The sequence below is a fragment of the Sorangium sp. KYC3313 genome (genome assembly GCF_052075895.1).
GTDB classification, from domain to species: domain Bacteria; phylum Myxococcota_A; class Polyangia; order Polyangiales; family Polyangiaceae; genus Sorangium; species Sorangium cellulosum_B.
Genome location: NZ_CP197255.1, coordinates 6,006,799 through 6,026,746 on the forward strand (window position 1 = coordinate 6,006,799; position 19,948 = coordinate 6,026,746).

At 71.0% G+C, this 19,948-nt stretch carries 15 protein-coding genes; 13 read left to right on the forward strand and 2 right to left on the reverse strand.

What is annotated here, in order from left to right; translation table 11 throughout:
- Positions 1–22: 22 nt before the first annotated feature.
- The 9 genes from tssJ (at position 23) to ACSRUE_RS23440 (ending at position 12,849) form a co-directional block, all read left to right on the forward strand.
- On the forward strand, positions 23–781 hold the full coding sequence (gene tssJ, locus ACSRUE_RS23400; protein WP_441292936.1) for a type VI secretion system lipoprotein TssJ: 759 nt from the start codon (positions 23–25) through the stop codon (positions 779–781).
- A 181-nt stretch (positions 782–962) separates the two neighbouring features.
- Entirely contained in the window at positions 963–2,324 is a 1,362-nt protein-coding gene (tssK, locus tag ACSRUE_RS23405; protein WP_441292937.1) for a type VI secretion system baseplate subunit TssK, read from the forward strand.
- Between the two features lie 34 nt (positions 2,325–2,358).
- Entirely contained in the window at positions 2,359–3,036 is a 678-nt protein-coding gene (locus tag ACSRUE_RS23410) for a DotU family type IV/VI secretion system protein (RefSeq protein ID WP_437274698.1), read from the forward strand.
- A gap of 41 nt (positions 3,037–3,077) precedes the next feature.
- Positions 3,078–6,794: a type VI secretion system membrane subunit TssM gene (gene tssM / locus ACSRUE_RS23415; protein WP_441292938.1), complete on the forward strand. Its 3,717-nt coding sequence runs from the start codon at positions 3,078–3,080 to the stop codon at positions 6,792–6,794.
- Positions 6,795–7,142: 348 nt separating this feature from the next.
- Positions 7,143–8,117, forward strand: a complete 975-nt coding sequence (tagF, locus tag ACSRUE_RS23420; protein WP_437766417.1) for a type VI secretion system-associated protein TagF — start codon at positions 7,143–7,145, stop codon at positions 8,115–8,117.
- Between the two features lie 168 nt (positions 8,118–8,285).
- Positions 8,286–9,965: a type VI secretion system protein TssA gene (gene tssA, locus ACSRUE_RS23425; protein WP_441292939.1), complete on the forward strand. Its 1,680-nt coding sequence runs from the start codon at positions 8,286–8,288 to the stop codon at positions 9,963–9,965.
- Positions 9,966–10,116: 151 nt separating this feature from the next.
- Positions 10,117–10,617, forward strand: a complete 501-nt coding sequence (gene tssB, locus ACSRUE_RS23430) for a type VI secretion system contractile sheath small subunit (protein WP_441292940.1) — start codon at positions 10,117–10,119, stop codon at positions 10,615–10,617.
- A gap of 3 nt (positions 10,618–10,620) precedes the next feature.
- On the forward strand, positions 10,621–12,105 hold the full coding sequence (gene tssC, locus ACSRUE_RS23435; protein ID WP_441292941.1) for a type VI secretion system contractile sheath large subunit: 1,485 nt from the start codon (positions 10,621–10,623) through the stop codon (positions 12,103–12,105).
- Positions 12,106–12,258: 153 nt separating this feature from the next.
- Complete coding sequence (locus ACSRUE_RS23440) at positions 12,259–12,849, forward strand: TIGR00730 family Rossman fold protein (protein ID WP_441292942.1); 591 nt, start codon at positions 12,259–12,261, stop codon at positions 12,847–12,849.
- A gap of 36 nt (positions 12,850–12,885) precedes the next feature.
- On the opposite strand, the gene ACSRUE_RS23445 is transcribed toward ACSRUE_RS23440, so the two are convergent.
- Positions 12,886–13,446, reverse strand: a complete 561-nt coding sequence (locus tag ACSRUE_RS23445) for a helix-turn-helix domain-containing protein (RefSeq protein WP_437541399.1) — start codon at positions 13,444–13,446, stop codon at positions 12,886–12,888.
- A 90-nt stretch (positions 13,447–13,536) separates the two neighbouring features.
- Between ACSRUE_RS23445 and ACSRUE_RS23450 the strand changes: the two genes are divergently transcribed.
- Entirely contained in the window at positions 13,537–14,349 is an 813-nt protein-coding gene (locus ACSRUE_RS23450; protein ID WP_441292943.1) for an SDR family NAD(P)-dependent oxidoreductase, read from the forward strand.
- Positions 14,346–15,371, forward strand: coding sequence for an S-adenosylmethionine:tRNA ribosyltransferase-isomerase (locus ACSRUE_RS23455; protein ID WP_441292944.1), 1,026 nt, complete (start codon positions 14,346–14,348; stop codon positions 15,369–15,371). The genes ACSRUE_RS23450 and ACSRUE_RS23455 overlap by 4 nt, the downstream gene beginning before the upstream one ends.
- Before the next feature lie 239 nt (positions 15,372–15,610).
- On the opposite strand, the gene ACSRUE_RS23460 is transcribed toward ACSRUE_RS23455, so the two are convergent.
- Entirely contained in the window at positions 15,611–17,242 is a 1,632-nt protein-coding gene (locus tag ACSRUE_RS23460; protein ID WP_441292945.1) for a hypothetical protein, read from the reverse strand.
- Between the two features lie 375 nt (positions 17,243–17,617).
- Between ACSRUE_RS23460 and ACSRUE_RS23465 the strand changes: the two genes are divergently transcribed.
- The gene (locus tag ACSRUE_RS23465) at positions 17,618–18,265 is read left to right on the forward strand and encodes a TetR/AcrR family transcriptional regulator (RefSeq protein ID WP_441292946.1); all 648 of its coding nucleotides are present in this window, start codon (positions 17,618–17,620) and stop codon (positions 18,263–18,265) included.
- A gap of 98 nt (positions 18,266–18,363) precedes the next feature.
- Positions 18,364–19,902, forward strand: a complete 1,539-nt coding sequence (locus ACSRUE_RS23470; protein ID WP_441292947.1) for an FAD-dependent monooxygenase — start codon at positions 18,364–18,366, stop codon at positions 19,900–19,902.
- Positions 19,903–19,948: the final 46 nt, after the last annotated feature.

Sequence of the window (19,948 nt, forward strand, 5' to 3'; positions counted from 1 at the left end):
CGCCAAGGTCCTACAGCGTTCGATGTGGATCGGGGAGCCCCGTTCGCCCTCCCCCGCAGGGGAGGGCTCGGCGCGCCAGCCGGGGCCTCGACGTCGGCCGGCGTCGCTCCTCCGCGGGGCGGCCCGGGCGAAGGTCGCGTCGGCCATCGCGGCGGCGACCTTCGCCGTCGGCCTCGGCGCCGCGCTGCCCGCCGCGCTCTCGGGCTGCACGTCCGCGGCGCCGCCGCCCGCGGCCCCCGAGCCGTGCGACGTCCAGATCGTGACGCTCTCGATCTACGCGTCCGACAACATCAACCCCAACGAGAACGGGAACCCCCGGCCCGTGGTCGTGCGGCTCTACCAGCTGAAGAGCAGCGCGCGCATGGAGAACGCGACGTACGACCAGATCCTCCTCAAGGACAAGGAGACGCTGGAGGACGACCTCGCCAAGGTCGACGAGGTCGAGGTCTTCCCGAACGACCTCGTCGAGGTGAAGTTCGAGCGCCTGCCCGACGCGAGCCACCTCGTCGGCGCCGCCCTGTTCCACAGCCCGAAGGGCAACAGCTGGAAGACCTTCTACGAGTTCCCGCTCCCGCCCGGAGAGGCGCAGTGCGGCGGCCGCGAGCCCGACGCAGGTCCGCCCGTGGCCGATCCGCGGGTCGCGTTCTTCATCGACTCGACCAAGATCGACAACGGGGTCGAGTTCGACGAGTCGATGTTCCCCAACGCGAGCGCCGTTCGCCGGCTCAGCCTGCCGAAGAAGGTGGCCGCGCCAGAGGCGCCCGCTCGCCCGGGGAAGTGATCGCCGTGGCGCGCGCAGGTCGTCCTCCCAGCGGCAGTCCGCGCGGCGTGCGCGACGTGACCGCGCGGCCCCCGGCGACGACGAGCGGCCCGACGCGCGCAGCGCAGCGTCGGCGCTCCCCGCGCTCGACCCGCTTTCGCGACGCCGCGCACGGCACATCTGGTAAGACTGGACGGGCGACATGATTCACCCGCGCAAGCCGGTCTGGACCGAGGGGCTCTTCATGACCCCTCAGCACCTGCAGCAAACGGACGCCTACCACGAGACGCTGCTCCATGCGCGCCTCCATGCCGTCGTGGGCTACGACTGGGGCATCACGTCCGCCCAGTTCGACGAGCGCGCGCTCTCTGCCGGGCAGTTCAAGGTCGTCAAATGCCACGGCGTCTTCCCCGACGGCACGCCGTTCTTCATCGGCGATCGCGGCGAGGACCAGGTCGAGGCGCGGCCGCTCGAGGGCGCCTTCCCGGCCGCGTTGAAGACGCTCGACGTCTTCCTCGGCATCCCGAACCTGCGCGAGACCGCCGCGAACATCAGCCTGGACCCGGCGAAGGCGGGCCCCGCCCAGCGGTTCGTGGCCGCCCAGACGACGGTCCCGGACGTGAACTCCGGCCGCAACGAGCAGTCGGTCACCTGGGCCCGCACCAACCTGCGGCTCCTCTTCGGCACCGAGCCGCGCGACGCGTACCAGACCGTGCGCATCGCGCAGCTCGTCCGCGACAGCTCCGGCGCGATCGCCCTGCGGAAGAACTTCATCCCGTCGGTCCTTCGCATCAACACGTCGGACCACATCATGTCCGGCCTCCGCCGCGTGCTCTCGGCGCTCGTCGGCAAGCAGAAGTCGCTCGTCGAGGGGCGGCGCATGCGCAACGCGGCGTCGGTCGACTTCCAGGCCTCCGACCTCACCAAGTTCTGGCTGCTCCACACCCTGAACTCGTACATCCCGATCGTGTCGCACCTCGTCGACCACGGCGGCGCGCACCCGGAGCAGTGTTATGTCGTCCTCGGCTCGCTCATCGGAGAGCTCTGCACCTTTGCGGCCACCGACAGCGATCCGACGACGATCCCCAAGTTCAACTACCTCGAGCTCGATGGCGTCCTCGACCCGATGTTCGACCGGGCGTGGAGGCTCATCAACGAGGTTGTCACGGAGCAGTTCGTGATCGTGCCGCTCGAGAAGCGCGAGGACGGCATGTACCTCGGCAGGTTCGAGGACCCGAAGCTGCCCCGCAGCCACGAGATGTTCCTCGAGGCGAAGGGCACGGACGAGGGCACGCTGCGCGAGCGGCTCCCGCGCCTGCTCAAGATCGGCTCGTGGACGCAGATCGGCCACATCCTGCACTCCGCGACGCCCGGCGTGAACGTCGCCATCGAGTACCGGCCGCCGGGCGCCATCCCGGTCAAGCCAGGGCTCGTCTACCTCCGCGTCAACCAGAACGGCGATTACTGGAACGATATCCTCGGCTCTGGCACGATCGCTATCTACCAGCCGATCGAACCGCAAAAGGTCGATCTCCGGCTGATCGCCGTCCCGGCAGGAAAGTGAACGTGTCAGGCCGCCCCTTCCGGGTGAGGAGCCCATGAGCCTCTCGCAGACGATGTACTTTGTGTGCTCCGACGTGCTCTCGCTGATCCTGCAGCTCAGGAACTCGCGCGACCTCCCGGCGCCCGACATCCTCCAGCGGCGCGTCCTCGGCCTGTTCGACACGATGATGCAGAACGGCCGGGAGGCGCGCATCCCCGAGCAGGACATGATCGACGCGAAGTTCGCGCTCGCGGCCTTCGCCGACGAGGTGATCTTCAACTCGAACTGGCCGGGGAGGACGCAGTGGCTCCAGAACCCGCTGCAGTTCCAGTTCTTCCAGCTGAACACGGCCGGCGACGGGTTCTTCACGAACCTCGACAACCTCTACGGCCAGCGCGGGAGGAACCACGTCGCGCAAATCTACTTCCTCTGTTTGGCCCTCGGCTTCCAGGGGAAATATCGTTTGCGCCAGCAGGAGGGCCTCGGCGCCGTCATCGAGGGCGTGGGCAACCACGTCGCTGTCGCCGAGGGCGGCGGTGAGGCCCTCGCGCCGAACGCGGAGCGCAAGGACGGCGGTGCGAACGCGGTGCGCCGCGAGCTGCCCTACCTGGCCATCGCGCTCGGGCTGCTCGTGCTGGCCGTCCTCGTGGTCATCGTGCTCCGGCTCGTCGTGGCCTCGGACGCGGAGGGCGTGGCCGACCAGATCAAGAAGCTGATCAGCACGGGGACCTAGGCGACTCCGCCGTCCTCTGCTGTTCCCGAGGGAGACTTGCGATGTGGCTGTGGATCCTGAGCGCCCTGTTCCTCACCGCCGTGTGGGGAGTGTGGTTCATGCTGCGCCCGGCGGCAGGGGAGGGGGCCGAGGCGTTCCCGATCGAGATCCCGCTCGTGGCGACGGCGGTCGTCCTCGCCCTGCTCGTCGGGCTGGCGGTCTATAGGCGCATCCGCGCGGCGCGCGCCGCGCGGGCGCTCGAGAAGGCGATCGCGCAGCAGGCGCAGGAGCAGGTGATCAACGCGAAGCCGGAGCGGCGCGCGGAGATCCAGGAGCTCAACCGGCAGATGCAGGAGGGCATCGCCGCGCTCAAGGCCTCGAAGCTCGGCGGAGGCAAGCGGGGCGCCGACGCGCTCTACGTCCTCCCCTGGTACGTGATGGTCGGCCCGCCCGGGGCAGGCAAGACCACCGCCCTCCGGCACTCCGGGCTCGTGTTCCCGTACATCGACCCCGAGCGCACCGGCGTGCGCGGCGTCGGCGGCACCAGGAACTGCGAGTGGTGGTTCACGAACGAGGCGATCCTCCTCGACACCGCCGGCCGGTACACGACCGAGAGCGACGACCACGACGAGTGGATGGCGTTCCTCGAGACCCTGCTGCAGCACCGCGAGCACAAGCCGCTGAACGGCGTCATCGTCGCGGTGAGCCTGAGCGAGCTGCTCGACGCGAGCGACGAGCAGATCGATCAGACCGGCAAGAAGATCCGCGCGCGCATCGACGAGATGCAGCAGACGCTGCACATGGTCCTGCCGGTCTACGTGCTCTTCACGAAGAGCGACCTGGTGGCGGGCTTCACCGAGTACTTCGGCGACCTGAAGAAGAGCGAGCGCGCCCAGGCGTGGGGCGCCACCGTGCGGCTCGACGAGAACAAGGACGAGCCCGGGAAGATCTTCGATCGCGAGTTCGACGTGCTCGTCGAGAAGCTCCACGCGCGCCTGACGAAGCGGCTCATCGGCGAGCGCAACCGCGAGGTGAAGGAGAAGAGCTACCAGTTCCCGCTCGAGTTCGCGGCGGTGAAGCGCAACCTGTCGGACTTCATCGCGGCGGCGTTCGCGCCGAAGGCGGGCGCGGCGCCCACGCCGATCCTGCGCGGGTTCTACTTCACGAGCGGCGTCCAGGAGGGGCGGCCGCTCGACCGCGTGGTCGGGGCGATGGGGCGCGCGTTCGGGCTCCGCGCGGGGCTCGGCGAGGGCGAGGAGGACGCCGCGGTTCCGAAGGAGTCGAAGAGCTTCTTCCTGCACGACGTCTTCACCAACGTCGTCTTCCCGGATCAGGACCTCGCCGCGCGCTCCGAGGCGGAGCTCCGGCGGCGGCGGATGCAGCGGATCCTGGTCGCGGCGGCCGCGGCGCTCGTGGCGCTCCTGTTCCTCCTGCCGGCGGTGATCTCGTACTTCAACAACAAGGCGCTCGTCGCCGAGACCCGGCGCATCTCGGACGAGATCGCGTTCGTGGACTGGTCGGGGCGGAGCGGCGCGCCGCCGAACGTGCGCGCGAACATCGACAAGCTCGATCGGCTGCAGGAGCACGTGGGGCGGCTCGACGGTTACGTCGAGAACACGCCGATCGAGTACGGCTGGTTCATGTTCCAGGGGGACAAGCTGTTCCCGCCGACGATGGGCCAGTACATCACGAGCTTGAAGCAGGGCTTCGTCAGCCCCGCGAAGGCGCAGCTCGAGGCGAAGCTCGAGAAGGTGCGCGAGGGGGAGTTCCTGGACGGCTACAACGCCCTGCGGAGCTACCTCCTGCTCGGCAAGGAGTACCAGGGCCACATGGATGAGCAGGCGGCGCGGTGGCAGACCGGGCGGCTCGTCCAGGTCTGGGCCGACACCCTGAAGCCGTTCACCGATCTGCCCGAGAGCGAGCTGAAGGAGCGGCTCACGCCGCACGTCGCGTACTACATCGACCTCGTGCGGCGGAAGAAGCTCGAGGCCGAGGAGCTGAACGAGCCGCTCATCGCCCGGGCGCGCGCCGACCTGCTGCGGGTCGACCCGACGAAGCGCTACTATGATCAGTTTGTAACGAGCCTGATCGATCAGAAGTACGACGAGTCGGGGCCGAACACGCCGGAGAACCTGAAGTACCCGCCGGTGTCGCTCAACGAGATGTTCGCGGATCGGCCCGAGGTGCTGACCGTCGTCCACAGCGCGCAGAAGAACCGGGGTGGGACGTGGTTCGAGGTGCAGGGGCCCTACACGGCCAAGGGGCACGCGCAGGTGCTCGAGTCGTTGAAGGAGGGGAGGAAGAAGCTCGAGCGCGAGCTCTGGGTGCTCCCCCTGTCGAGCGACGAGAAGCGGCAGGGCGACCAGATCCAGAAGGAGCTCGACCGCGTCCGGCAGGACTACGACAACGCGTACATCGCGCAGTGGGAGGCGTTCTTCCGCGACATCCAGGTCGACGTCCCGAAGACGAACCGGGACGCGATCCACGAGTTCAGGGTGCTCTCCACGCCCGACTGGCCCTACCGGCGGCTGCTCCAGCGGCTCTCGGACGAGACGCAGTTCGGGAAGGACGAGAAGCCGAGCCTGCTGACGGCGGACGGCGGCCTGCTCGACAGGGCCAAGGACATGATCGCGCAGAAGGTCGACCAGCGGACGGGCGTGCGGATCGACTCGATGCTCACGGGGAACCAGCGCCAGCACTACGATCCGGTGCCTGACAAGTTCGAGTCGATGGCCAGCTTCGGGGTGCCCCAGCCGCCGGCGGGCGAAGGGCAGCCCCCGCCGCCCCCGCCGAAGCTCGGGCAGTACGTGGGCCACCTCGAGCGGCTGGCAGGGGAGATGAGCGTCGTCGAGGACGGGCCGCCGGACGCGGACACCTCGAAGGCCACGGAGGCGTTCCAGGACGCGGTGAAGGAGACGCAGGGGCTGCTGCTCTCGATGGACCAGACCGGGCAGCGGCTGATGGAGCCGCTCCTCATGAACCCCCTCCGGCAGGCGTACAAGGCCGTCGTGCGGCGCGCAGGCGGCGCGGCGAGCGGGATCTGGGAGGTCGAGGTCTGGCCGCACTACCGCGACAAGATCAAGGACCGCTACCCGTTCAACCTCGCGTCGTCACGCGACGCGTCGCTCGAGGACGCGATGGCCTTCTTCAAGCCGAAGGACGGGGTGCTCTGGGGCTTCTACGAGACGTACCTCAAGGGCTTCCACTACCAGGTCGGGCACGAGTTCTTCCCGAAGGCGCACCTCTCGGGGCAGCCGCAGGCGGCGAAGCCGTTCACGCCGTTCAGCGCGAACCTGTACAACTGCCTGAGGCGCTCGAACGAGATCTCCGACGCGCTCTTCGGGAGCAGCGGGGGGGCGGAGCCGAAGGTCGTCTTCCACATCAACATGAAGACGGTCAGCCCGATCGTGAGCGAGGTGGTCTTCGAGGTCGACGGCCAGAAGAGGCTCTATCGCAACGAGAAAGAGTTCTGGCACACCTTCAACTGGCCGGGCGAAGGCGCGAAGGGGGCGAGGATCCAGGTGCGCGGCGCGGGGGGGCTCGACGAGGAGCTCGTGCGCGAAGGGCCGTGGGGGATCTTCCGGCTCTTCGAGGCCGGGACGACCACCGCCCAGAGGGACAACGACGAGCTGTTCACGGTGACCTGGCAGATGACGGCGCCGCCGGTGACCGTGACCATGGAGATCAGGCCGACCCGGGGGAACCACCCGTTCCCGACGAGCTTCTTCCGGGCGACCAACTGCCCTGCCAGCATCGGCGATCGCTTCGGCAAAGGGTGAGGTAGGCAGCAGCAACGGAGCCAGCGGGGGAGGGGGTGTCGTGCGGGGGGCCGGCGGGGGGCCCTCCCGCGAACTCGCGCCTTTTGGGGGGCTGTTGCCGTGAGAACGGGGGAGCCGAGACCGGGCGCGAGCCGCTTCGGGGCGGGCCGGCGCTCGGGTTCGCGGGGCCCTCCCCCGCCGGCCCCCCGCACGACACCCCCTCCCCCGCTGGCTCTTTGTGAAAAGGGGGGAGAGAGGGTGAGGGGCGATCTTGGACGGGGGTCGCGCGGCCCCCTCCCCGCACGCTCCCGCCGCAACCGGGAAGGTGGTAGCGCTCGGTGAGCGGTTCGTGGTTCACTCCCAGCAGTCATGTTCTGGCGCCGCAAGAAGGGCCCTGCCGCTCCGCCGCAGATCGGCTGCTTCGGCAAGCTGCCCGCCACGGGCGATTTCATCCGGCTGAACGCCGGTGGCGAGGAGCTCGCGGCCTTCGACCGCTGGCTGGGCGCGTCCATCGATTTCGCCCGGCGCGCCATGGGCGCCCATTTCGATGCGCACTACCAGACGGCCCTGGGCCTCTTCGTCTTCCACGGCGAACCGAAAGGCGACGAGCCGCCCACCCGCGGGCTCGTGGGCGCCTGGGCCGCCAGCGGCGATAACGCCGGGCGGCTCTACCCGATGGTGGTGTTCGGGTCCTACGATTACGATCAACTCGTCTCCGCCGGGCCGTCGCTCCCCATCACCCTGTTCCCCCTCCTCGCCGCCGCCCACGACGCCGCGACGAACGGCAGGACACTGCCCGTCGACGCCTTCCTCCACCGCGTCTCCCAGATCGCGCCGCCGTCGCTCGACGACCCCGACGCGGCGCACGCCGCCTACCGCGCATGGCTGAAGTCCCAGCCGATGAAGGCGCTCTGGGACACCGGCTTCGGCACCGACGCGAGCCGCTTCTGGGTGCTGCAGAACATCCTCGACTCGGTGATCCCATTTCGCGGTCAGGAGCTCCCGAGGACAGGGCTCGCCCTCAGGCTGCCGCTCGGCGCAGGAGACGCGTACGCCGCCGCCGTGTGGATGGACATGACCCGCCGCCTGTCGAAATGGGGACGCACGCTGATGAACGCGTTCTGGACACCACAGCGCACCCTGCTCCTCCACCTCGGTACCCCCCACGTGGGCTCGTTCCGCGAGATGATCGCGCCGACCACCCAGGCCGAGCACATCGCCGACCTCTGCGGACCCCCACGCGTCGAGGAGCACGTTTCCCGACATGCGCTCGGACCAGAGCTCGACGCGCTCATCGCCCGGACCGACCTGTCGCTCGACAGCTTCCTGGAAGCCCTCGGCTGAGCCGAAGGCGCCCCGAGCCGAAGGCACCCGCTCCACCCCGCGCGCGGCCGCTCCGGTGCGCCGCCCGGCTCACCGCGGAAGTCGCCGTGCAGCCGTCGCGCAGCCGTCGTGCAGTCGTCGTCTGATTCGGCGTCCACAACCAGGACGCCTTGATATCCTGCGCGACCCATGGCCGCTGAAGACGCCATCCAACAAGCCAAAGAGCGGATCGAGGCGCTGTACGCGCCCATCAACGGCGGCGTCGGCGCCGACGTCACCTACGACGAGGCGTTCGAGGGCCTCAAGAACGAGGTCGACAAGCTGCAGTCGCTCGCGGGCGGCAAGGTCGACTGGGGGCGCATCGCGAGCGTCGCCGACGAGCTCCTGAGCGAGAAGTCCAAGGACTTCCGCGTCGCGCTCTACTACGCGGCGGCGAAGTCGCAGGTCGACAAGCTGCCCGGCCTGCTCGACGGGCTCGTGCTCGTGCAAGAGCTGAACAACGCGTTCTGGGACACCATGTATCCCGCGATCAAGCGGCCCAAGGCGCGCGGCAACCTGTGCTCCTGGTTCGGAGACCTCGCGGCAGGGACGCTCGCCGGCATCACCGTCTCCGCCGCGGATCGCGACGTGGTGAACGCCATCGACCAGGTGAGCCGCGCGCTGGACGTCGACCTCGCCGACAAGCTCGGCGACGCGTACGGAGGGCTCGGCCCGCTCCGGAACGCGATGCGCAGCCTCGTCGCGAGCCTGCCCGCGGAGGCGCCGCCGCCACCTCCGCCGCCGCCGCCGCCGCCGCCTCCTCCTCCGCGGGTCGAGCCGCCGAAGGCCGAGGCGCCGCCGGCGGCCACGGTAGCGGCCGCCGCGCCGCCGCCCGCGCCCGCGCCCGTGACCGCCGCGGGCGATCCGGCGCTCAGCCTCGAGGCGATCGTCGATGAAGACTCCGCGCTCGCCGCCCTCGGCAAGTGCTCGCCCCTGATGGCGCGCGCGGGCGACGCGCTGCGGGCGGCGGATCCGAAGCGGGCGTCCGCGTACCGCATCCTCCGGGTCGGGCTCTGGGTCGACCTCCTCGACGATCCGGGCGCGTCGTCTCCGACGGGCAGCACGGCGATCCCGCCGCCGCCCGAGCACGTGCTGCAGACGCTCCCGGCGCTCACGACCCAGGGGGCGTTCGCCGATCTGCTGCAGGTCGCCGACGAGTACGCGCAGAGCTACCCCCTCTGGCTCGATCCGCACAGGTACGTCGCGAGCGCGCTCGAGCAGCTCGGCGACGACTACGCCGACGCCAAGCGGGCGGTGCTCGTCGAGGTGGGCGCCCTGCTGCTCCGCGCGCCGCTCCTGCCGACCCTCAAGTTCAGCGACGGCACGCCGTTCGCCGACGACGAGACGCAGGCATGGCTCTCGTCCGAGGTCGCGGCCGCGCTCGGCGGCGCGGGTGCGAGCGGCGCCGCAGCCCCGGCGAGGCCCCGGAGCTACCTCGACAAGCCGCTCTCCGAGGCCCGAGGGCTCGTCGCGAACCAGCAGCCCATCGACGCGATGGCGCTCCTCGAGAAGGCCGCCGCCGCGGCTCCGACGGCGCTGGACCGCTTCCGCGTGAGGCTCGCGATGGCCCAGATCAACATCGACCTGTCCCAGTTCCTCGTGGCGCGGGCGCAGCTCGAGGCGCTGGAGCACCTCGTCGACCACCACCGACTCACCACCTGGCAGCCGGATCTCTGCGCGGAGCTCTACGCCGCGCTCCACACGTGCTACCGGGTCCTGAACCAGGGCTACGAGGCGACCCCCGAGGCCAAGGCGAAGGAGACGCTCTGCTTCGAGCGCGTCTGCCAGCTCGACGCGGCGCTCGCCTTGAAGATGTCGCTGGGGGAGTGAGCCGGATGCCGAGGGACCCGGGTTGGCGAGGAGGGCAAGGAGGGCGGATGCGCGTCGCGCCGAGAAGCTTGCCCGAGGGGCGGGGGTTTTGTTCTATGCTCGTTCGGCCTGCGGGCGCTCCGCCCGCTGCTGACGGGGAAAGGAGCCTGCGATGAGCGGATCGAAAGAGGGATCGGTCGCGCCGAAAGAGCGCGTGAACATCACGTACAAGCCGGCCACCGGGAACGCGAAGGAGGACGTCGAGCTGCCGCTGAAGCTCCTGATGCTCGGCGACTACACGCAGCGGCCGGATCCGCGGCCCCTCGAGGACCGCAAGCCCATCAACGTGGACAAGGACAACTTCCAGAAGGTCATGAGCGAGCAGAAGCTCGCGCTCACCTTCAACGTGAAGGACGTCCTGTCCGAGCAGGAGAACAGCGAGCTCACGGTCAACCTCAAGTTCCGCCGGCTGAGCGACATGGAGCCGGAGGCGATCGCGAACCAGGTGCCGGAGCTCAAGAAGCTGCTCGACCTGCGCGCCGCGCTGACGGCCCTCAAGGGCCCGCTCGGAAACGAGAAGGCGTTCCGCAACAAGATTCAGCAGATCCTGAGCGACCCGGCTCAGCGCAACAAGATCGTGAGCGAGCTCGGGCTCGAGAAGGAAGGGGAGTGAGCGATGGCGACGGAGACACAGGCCGCGGGGAGCGCGGGCGTCCAGACCCTCGAGGGGGGGTCGCTGCTCGACGAGATCCTCGCCGAGACGAAGATGACGCCCGGCGACGAGGGGTACGAGATCGCCAAGCGGGGCGTGCAGGCCTTCATCTCGGAGCTCGTCGCCCCGCGGCGCGAGGGCGAGAAGGTCGACAAGGCCTTCGTCGACGCGCTGATCGCGGAGATCGACGTCAAGCTGTCGCGGCAGATCGACGAGATCCTCCACAACCCGAGCTTCCAGAAGCTCGAGTCCGCGTGGCGCGGCCTCAAGTTCGTCATCGACCGGTGTGACTTCCGCGAGAACGTCAAGGTCGAGATGCTCAACTGCTCCAAGGAGGACCTCCTCGCCGATTTCGAGGACGCCCCCGAGGTGCCGAAGAGCGGGCTCTACAAGATCGTCTACTCGGCCGAGTTCGGGCAGTTCGGCGGCAAGCCGGTCGGCGCGATCATCGCGAACTACGAGTTCGGCCCGGGCCCCCAGGACATCGCGCTCCTCCAGAAGTGCGCCGCGGTCGCGACGATGTCGCACGCGCCGTTCATCGCGGCGGCCGGGCCGCAGTTCTTCGGGCTGAAGGACTTCCAGGGGCTGCCCAACCTGAAGGACCTCAAGGCGCTCTTCGAGGGGCCGCAGTACACGAAGTGGAACGCGTTCCGCGAGACCGAGGACGCGCGCTACGTCGGGCTCGTGATGCCGCGCTTCCTGCTCCGCCTGCCCTTCGGCGCCAACACCGTCCCGGTGAAGGCGTTCAACTACGAGGAGGACGTGGTCGGCAAGCACGACGCGTACTGCTGGGGCAACGCGACGTACGCCTTCGCCACCCGGCTCGCCGACAGCTTCGCCAAGTACCGCTGGTGTCCGAACATCATCGGCCCCCAGGCGGGCGGCTCCGTGGAGAACCTGCCGCTCCACCAGTACGAGGCGATGGGCGAGATCCAGACGAAGGTGCCGACCGAGATCATGCTCACCGAGCGGCGCGAGTTCGAGCTCTCCGAGGAGGGCTTCATCGGGCTCACGTTCCGCAAGGACTCGGACAACGCCTGCTTCTTCTCGGCCAACTCCGCCCAGAAGGCGAAGTTCTTCGGGCAGAGCGACGAGGGCAGGGCGGCCGAGATGAACTACCGGCTCGGCACGCAGCTGCCGTACATGTTCATCATGTGCCGCATCGCGCACTACCTGAAGGTGCTGCAGCGCGAGCAGATCGGTACGTGGAAGGAGCGCGGCGATCTCGAGAAGGAGCTCAACGACTGGATCGGCCAGTACGTCGCCGATCAGGACGTGGTCTCCGCGGCGACCCGCGGGCGCAGGCCGCTCCGCAAGGCGAAGATCATCGTGACCGAGGTGCCGGGGAACGCCGGCTGGTACAAGGTCGACATGCAGGTGCGCCCGCATTTCAAGTACATGGGCGCCTTCTTCACGCTGAGCCTCGTCGGCAAGCTCGACAAGGAGTGATCCGCCGGCCACGGCGCCGCCGCCATGCGGGGGTGCCAGGCCGCGGCGCGGGGGGTGCCAGGGCGCGCCGCCGGGGGGAAGGCTACCCTCCACGGCGCGCCGGCCCACCGCTCCCGCTTGGACGAGCTCGCCTGCCGGCGTAGGCTCGGGCCCATGAGAACGCTCTCCAGGATCTGCGTTTACTGCGGGTCGAGCCCCGGCGCGTCGCCGGCCTACCGCGAGGCGGCCGTGCGGCTCGGTGAGCTCCTCGCGGCGAGAGGGATCGGGCTCGTGTACGGGGGGGGCCGCGTCGGGCTCATGGGCGTGATCGCCGACGCGGTGCTCGCGCGCGGCGGTGAGGTGATCGGCGTCATCCCGGGGTTCCTCAACCAGCGGGAGGTCGAGCACCGCGGGCTGACGGAGCTGCGCGTGGTCGAGACGATGCACCAGCGCAAGGCAGAGATGGCCGCCCTCGCGGACGCGTTCATCGCCCTGCCGGGGGGCGTCGGGACGCTGGAGGAGCTGTTCGAGGTGTGGACATGGACGCAGCTCGGCTCCCAGGACAAGCCGGTCGGGCTGCTCGACGTGGCGGGGTATTACCGCCCGCTGATCGCCTTCCTGGATCACGTCGTGGCCGAGCAGTTCATGAAGCCGGCCCACCGCGCCGTGCTGCAGGTCGCCGAGGAGGCGCCGGCCCTCCTGGATCTGCTCGCCGCGTGGCGCCCGGGCGCCGAGCCCAAGTGGATGATGCCCGGCGAGCGGTAGGCGTCGCGGCGCCGTGTGATGCGCGCCGCTGCCCCTTCAGAGCACGCGCGCGAGGACCACGACCGAGTAGCCGACCGCCGGCTGCTTGCCGGGGTTGTTGTACGAGTGGCGCTGATCGCCGCGGAACACGGCGACGTCGCCGGAGCCGAGCGTGAACCGCTCTCCGCTGACCACGAGCTGGAGCTCCCCCGACTCGCACGTCAGGTACTCGCGGGTGCCCGGGGTGTGCGGGACGCCTGTCATCCGCCCGCCCGGGGGGATCGCGATGCGATCCATCTCCATGCCCGGGATCGGGTCCGGCAGGAGCTTGCGGACGAACGCCTGCCCGGGAGAGCGCGTGGGGAGCGTGTCGCGCGCGTAGAGCTGGCACGTGGCGCGGGGCGCGGAGAGCATCTCCTCGATGGAGACCTGGAGCGCGGCGGCGGCCCGGTGCAGCACGCCGAGCGTCGGGTTCGCCGCGCCGGACTCGAGGTGCGCCCAGGTCGCCCGCGGCACGCCGGCGAGCTTGGCCAGCTGCTGCTGCGTCAGCCCGCGCGCCTCGCGCAGCTGCTTGATGTTCTTCGCCAGCCGCCCCGCGAGCTCCGCGTCCTGGTCCATGCCCGGAGAGTAGCACTCTTCCAGGATATTGGAGCCCGCTCCAACGGGAGAACCCGCGCGGAGTAGGCTGGTGTCGAGGAGGAAGGCACCATGAACGACGAATCGACCGGAAGCGAGGCGCTGATCCAGGCCGAAGGGAGCTCCCACCCGGCGCTCCCCCGCGCCGCGCGGGGCGAGCGGTTCGCGCCGCGGGCGGCGCTGGTCACCGGGGCGAGCCGCGGGCTCGGCGCCGCGCTCGCGAGGGAGCTCGCCCGGCAAGGCGCGAGGGTGGTCCTCGTGGCGCGCGAGCGCGCGCCGCTCGAGGCCGTCGCGGCCGAGATCGCCGCGCAGGGCGGGGAGGCGCACGCGCTCGCGGCGGACATCGGGGACAAGCTCCAGACGCACGCGATCGCAGGCGCGGCGGCGGCGCTGGTCGGGCCGATCGACCTGCTCATCCACAACGCGAGCACGCTCGGCAAGACGCCGCTGCCGATCCTGCTCGACATGGAGTGCGAGGATCTCGGGCGCGTGCTCGAGGTCAACGTGGTCGGCCCGTTCCGCCTGACGAAGGTGGTCGCCGGCGCGATGGCGCTGCGGCGGCGCGGGGTCGTCGTCCACATCAGCTCGGACGCGGCGGTGAACGCCTATCCGCGGTGGGGCGCTTACGGCGCCTCGAAGGCGGCGCTCGATCACCTGAGCCGCACCTGGGCTGCCGAGCTCGAGGGGACGGGCGTCGCGTTCTACGCGGTGGACCCGGGCGAGATGAACACGCGGATGCACGCGGAGGCCATCCCCGATGCCGACCCGAGCACGCTGGCCGATCCAGCGGACGTGGCGAGGCGCATCGTCGCGCTCGTCGGCCGCGCCGGCGAGGTGGCGAGCGGCGCGCGCCTCGAGGCCGCGCGCCTGCAGGAGGCGCCATGAGCCCCGCCGTGTGGCCTCGCGAGAGCCCGCTCGAGGAGCGGCTCCTCCACGTGGACCCGCGAGCGGGGCGCCTGCGCGACGCGCGCATCGCGGATCTGCCCGCGCTCCTCGAGCCGGGCGATCTCCTGGTCGTCAACGACGGCGCCACGCTGCCGGCGTCGCTCCACGGCGCGACCGAGCGCGGCGCGGCGGTCGAGGTGCGCCTCATCGGCGAGCTGTCCGAGGGGCGCTACTCGGCGTTGCTGTTCGGCGCCGGCGACTGGCTCACGCGCACCGAGGAGCGCCCGGCGCCGCCCGCCCTCGGCCCGGGGGACGCGGTGACGTTCGGAGAGGACCTGTCGGCCACGGTCGAGCGCGTGTCTCCGGCCTCGCCGCGCCTCGTCGAGATCGCCTTTCGCGAGCGGGGCGCGCCGCTCTGGTCGGCGCTCTACCGGCGGGGGCGCCCGATCCAGTATGCGTACGTCGCGGGCCCGCTCGCGATCTGGCACACGCAGACGCGCTATGCGAGCCGGCCTCTCTGCGCCGAGCTCCCCTCGGCCGGCCGGCCGCTCGTCTGGGGGCTGCTGCTCGAGCTGATCCGCCGCGGCGTGCGCGTCGCCTCGCTCACGCACGCCGCCGGGATCTCGTCGACGGGCGAGCCGGCCCTCGACGCCCTGCTGCCCTTGCCGGAGCGCTTCGACATCCCGGAAGAGACGGTGGCGGCGGTGCGCGAGGCCAAGGCGCGCGGGCGCCGCGTCATCGCGGTCGGCACGACGGTGACGCGCGCGCTCGAGGGCTGCGCCGCCCAGCACGGGGGTGAGCTCCAGGCCGGCGCGGGGGTCACCGACCTGGTCCTTCACCACGGCTTCCGGCCGAGGGTTGTCGACGGGCTCCTGACCGGCGTGCACGATCCGACAGAGAGCCACTTCCGGCTCCTCGAGGCGTTCGCGCCTGCCTCGCTGCTCCACCGCGCGAACGCCTATGCGGAGGAGGCAGGGTATCTCTGTCACGAGTTCGGCGACTCCTATCTCGTCCTGAGCTGACGCGGGCGACCGAAGATCACCGCGCGGAAGCCGCGACGACACCCCTGTCCGCACATCACGCTCAGAAAATCGAAGGCGTGGTGGGCGCTCGCTGCGCGCATAGTACGGAGTCGGCCCGCGACGGTCGACCCGTCTTTGCGAGCGTTCTCGCCTCGACTCGAGATCTGCTGCAACCCGAGCACGCCGGCAGAACGAAGAAGGCGCCCAGGTTGCCCCGGGCGCTCTCCACGCTGTCGCGATCACTCGCAGGCGTGCGTCGTCGTGTTGCACGCGGCGGGCGAGGTGCAGCTCGAGTCGTCGTTGCACTCGACGCACGTGCCGGCCGCGAGCCCGCTGCCGCACACCGTCTTGCCAGGCAGGCCGTCGGCGGTGCAGTCGGTGCCCGCCGGCGCCATCGTGAAGCTCGGCATGGCCGGCGCGCCCGTGCACGCGGGGTCCGTCAAGCAGACGGTCGCTGGCACCGGGAGATCGGTGACGTCATCGTCCGTCGTGGTGCCGCCGGCGCCGTTGCACACGCGCTGCTGGCAATCGCCCAGCGTCTGCCCGGACGGCACCTCCGTACCCGCTGCATAGCGCTGGCAGGCGCCCGCGCCGTCGCAGGACCCGTTGGTCCCGCACGACGCCGCGCCCGTGTCCGGGCACTCGTCGTCCGGATCGATTCCGGCCGCGATGGTGCCGCAGACGCCGTCGGAGCCGCCGAGCTTCTTGGCCGCGGAGCACGCCTGGCAGGCGCCGGTGCACGCCGTGTCGCAACAGACGCCGTCAACGCAGCGCGCGCTGGCGCACTCGGCGTTGATCACGCAGGACGCGCCGTCCGGCTTGGCCGCGCAGGTGCCGTCGCTGCAAAAGCCGGTGGTGCAGTCGCCCGCGACGTCGCACTTCCTCCCGACACCGCACTTGTCGCAGGCCGGAGCGCCCTGAAAGGAGGCGCCGCCGCAGTCGACGTCGGTCTCGTTGCCGTTCTGGTCGGTGTCGATGCAGCTGGGCGTCGCGCACATGCCGGCCGTGTTGCAGTAGCCGCTCGCGCAGTCGGAATCGAGCGCGCACTCCAGGTCGTCGGCGCAGGGCGCGCAGCCGGAGCCGGCGTCGACGCCGCCGCAGTCGACGTCGGTCTCGCCGCCGTTCAGCGCGCCGTCGGTGCAAGACACGTTCACGCACGTGCGCGTGCCCGTCGGATCGCAGACCTGGGGCGCGGTGCAGTCCGTGTCCGCGAGGCAGTCGACGCAGGCGCCGCCGCCGTCGCAGACCTTGCCGCCGGTGGTGCACCTCGTGCCAGCGGCCTTCGGTGCGCTGCCCGGAGAGCCGCCCGGGCACGTGCCGACGTTGCATTCGTCGTCGGCCGGCTTGTCGGTGTCGTCGCGGATCGACGTCGTGCCGCCCTTGCCGTCGCAGACCTGCCGCTTGCAGTCACCCGCCTCGTGGTCCGCCGTCGTGGGGGTGCCGTCGGGCACGTCGGTCGTGCCGCAGCACCCTGCTTCGCACGTGGCCTTCACGCACTCCGTGGCCGGGGCCGGGCAGTCGCCGATCGTGTCGCACGGGGTCGCGCCGCCGGCGCACGTCATTGAGCCGCCGGAGCCGCCGGAGCCGCCGGAGCCGTCCGAGCCGCCGGAGCCGTCCGAGCCGCCGGAGCCACCGGAGCCGCCGGAGCCGCCGGAGCCACCGGTGCCGCCCGTGTCTGACGACGAGCTGGCGCTGCTGCTCGTCGTCGTGCCGCCGCCAGAGCCACCAGCCCCGCCGGCCCCGCCGGCACCGCCCGTGTCGGAGATCTGGCTGCGATCGACGGCGACGATGAACTCGCAGCCGGTCACGCTCACCGTGAGCGCGCCCGCCGCGAGCACCAACGCAGAGAGGAACATCGTTTTCTGGTTCATGCCAACAAGCACACTGGCCAGCGGGCCAGACCTGACCTGGGGCCGAGCCTACCGCAAAAGGCACAAGGAATCGCTGGTTTTCGCTTGCGATCAGGGTCGGCAACGTCCGGCTCCGCTCGCGGCCCGCTCGCGCCTTCGCCGCGGCGCCGAGCTCCGCGTCAGGCGCGCCGCTCTGAAGGGGGCCGGTTGCGCCTACATCGGGCCACAGCGGAAGACGACCCGGCCGCCCGGGAGGCATGGATCCAGCGCGGGGCGGACCGCCGATGCCCGAGATGGGAGAGCCCGCGCCGGGCGCCCTGTCCCACCGCGCGACGGGACGCGGCCAATGCGCGCCCTTGACCGCCGCTCGTTCATGAGTAAATAAAAATTTACCTGATGCCGGGAGACGAGAAAAAGGAGACGCGGCGGGCGCTCCTCGACGCCGCCGCCGAGGAGTTCGCGCGGCATGGGCCTGACGGGGCCCGCGTGCACGCCATCGTGGGGCGCGCCGGGGTCAACGAGCGCATGATTTACCATCACTTCGGGAGCAAGGACGGCCTCTACCGCGCGGTCCTCGAGGACCAGTGGTCCGGCCTCATGGAGGGGTGGCGGCCGGCGCTCGAGGCGTCGGCGGCGCTCGAGCCGCGCGAGGGGCTCCGGCGCGCGTTCACGATGTTCTTCCGGCTGCTCCTCTCGCGCCCGATGTGCATGCCGCTCGCGATGCACGAGGCGATGAGCGGCTGGCAGGCCGCGCCGCCCGCGACGCTCGCGATGCTGCCGTCGCAGCTGCGCGATCTCTACGAGCGAGGTCAAGCCGGCGGGGTGTTCCGGCGCGACTGCGAGTTCGAGCTGCTGTATTGCACCGTCGTGGGCGCGCTGGCCGGGATCGGCATCTTCGGGCCGCGCTTCTCGGACCTCCGGGCGCGCCTCTCGTGCGATCTCGAGCTCGCCGCGCGCCTCGGCGAGCAGACCGTGAACCTCGTGCTGGACGGCGTGACCACGCCTGGATGGGGCGGCCGCGCGGGCACCGGAGAGACCACGTGACGTGAGCCTCGTTCGTCCGTCGCCGCCCACAGGTCGTCGCTGAACCATCGCTGTCAATCGATCGTTGCTCGACAAGGAGCTCGACAAGGAGAACGCGTATGAACGTCGATGTCGTCATCGTGGGCGGCGGTCCGACCGGGTTGATGCTGGCCTGCGAGCTGCGGCTGGCCGGCGTGCGCCCCGTCGTGCTGGAGCGGCTGCCCGAGCCCACGGGGCTCTCCAAGGCGCTCGGCCTCGGCGGGCGCGCCGTGGAGATCCTCGACCACAGGGGCCTTCTCGAGCGCTTCCGCGCGGAGCAGAGCGCCGCGGAAATGACGCGCTTCGTGCACTTCGGCGGGATACCGCTGGCCCTCGGCGGCGACCACGCGCGCGTGTCGAGGCGCTTCCTGAGCATCCATCAGGCGCGCATCGAGGCGCTGCTGGAAGAGCGGGCGCGCGAGCTGACGACGGAGATCCGTCGAGGTCACGAGCTCATCGGGCTGGAACAGGACGGGGAGGGCGCGACGGTCGCCGTCCGAGGCCCGGACGGCGACTACCCGCTTCGGGCGCGCTTCGTTGTGGGGTGTGACGGCGGCCGCAGCGCCGTGCGCAAGCTGTCCGGGATCGGCTTTCCCGGACTCCCGCCCTCCCGGCTCCTGCGCCTCGCCGACGTCACCCTGGCCGAGGGCGCGACGGAGGACGGGCACCTCGTCCTCTCCGGCGGCCGCCGCCTTCGGTTCGGGCTCGGCGGGATCGCCCTGGTTCCCCTGGGAGCGGGCGTGTTTCGCGTGGTCACGTCGGAGCCGTATCCGCCGGACTTCGACCGCGACGCCCCGATGACGCTCGACGAGCTGCAGGCCAGCGTTCGCGCGGCGCTCGGCGAGGATCTGCCCGTCCGCGAGGTGCGGTGGTTGTCTCGGTTCACCGACGCCAGCCGCCAGGCGGAGACGTACCGCGCGGGCCGCGTGCTGCTCGTGGGCGACGCGGCGCACATCCATCTCCCCGCCGGCGGGCCAGGCCTCACCACCGGATTGCAGGACGCGGCCAACCTCGGCTGGAAGCTGGCCGCGGAGGTCCGCGGCTGGGCGCCGCCGGGGCTCCTCGACACCTACCACGCGGAGCGGCACCCCGAGGGCAAGCGCGTGCTCATGCACACCCGGGCGCAGGGCGCGCTGATGATGCGGGACGAGCGCGTCGCCGCGCTGCGCGAGCTGGTCGGCGAGCTGCTCAAGCACGAGCAGAGCCTGCGGTATGTCGTCGAGATGCTGGACGCGGCCGACGTCCGTTACGAGATGCCGGCCGAGCCCGGCGAGCAGCATCCGCTGCTCGGGCGATGGGCGCCGGATGTCCCGCTGACCACGCAGGCGGGGGAGACGCGGGTCGCGCAGCTCATGCGCGGGGCCAGGGGCGTGCTGCTCGACCTGAGCGGCGGCGCCGCGCTCGGCGGCGTGGCGGCGCCCTGGGGCGATCGCGTGGACGTCGTGAGCGCGCGCTGCGCTGCGCTGCCGCGCCCCGCGGAGGCGCTGCTGATTCGCCCCGACGGCTATGTGGCCTGGGCGGCCGCGGCAGGTGAGCCCGAGGCCTCCGCCCATCGCCGGCTGCGCCGCGCGCTCGCCACGTGGTTCGGCGCGGCCTGCGGCAGCTCCGCGGCGGCCTGAGCCAGCGGCGTGCAGCGCCGGCGCAGATCCGGTAGAGGGCATCACC